The organism is Mesorhizobium amorphae (genome assembly GCF_014843845.1).
Lineage (GTDB): Bacteria > Pseudomonadota > Alphaproteobacteria > Rhizobiales > Rhizobiaceae > Mesorhizobium > Mesorhizobium amorphae_A.
The window spans coordinates 1-314 of record NZ_JHQS01000075.1 but is presented as its reverse complement, the minus strand read 5'-3'; the positions used below and the strand labels follow the sequence as shown (position 1 = coordinate 314).

The following is a 314-nucleotide window of genomic DNA, read 5'->3' as shown; positions in this document are numbered from 1 at the left end:
GTCCAGGACACCGATGCCATCACCTATGCGCTCGACGTCAAGAGCGCGGGCGTCGACAGCGGTCTCGACGACACCATCAGCGGCGACAACATCCTGCTGCGCCTCAACGCCAGCGGCGAGGTCGAAGGCTATCTGGAGAACGACACCACCACGGTCGCCTTCCTGATCAGCGTCGACGCGAACACCGGCGAGGTGACGCTGGCCCAGAACCGCTCGGTCGTCCATGACGATGCGACCGATCCGGTGGAGAGCGGCGCCTCGGCGGCGGCACTGGCCGCGGCCGACCTGGTGACGCTGACCGCCACCGCCACCGA

The 314-nt window shown here is 68.2% G+C and carries 1 protein-coding gene; it reads left to right on the top strand.

Annotated elements, in window-relative coordinates; translation table 11 throughout:
- The coding region (locus DH08_RS30050; protein WP_210328948.1) for a DUF5801 repeats-in-toxin domain-containing protein at positions 1-314 on the top strand (314 nt) is incomplete at both ends.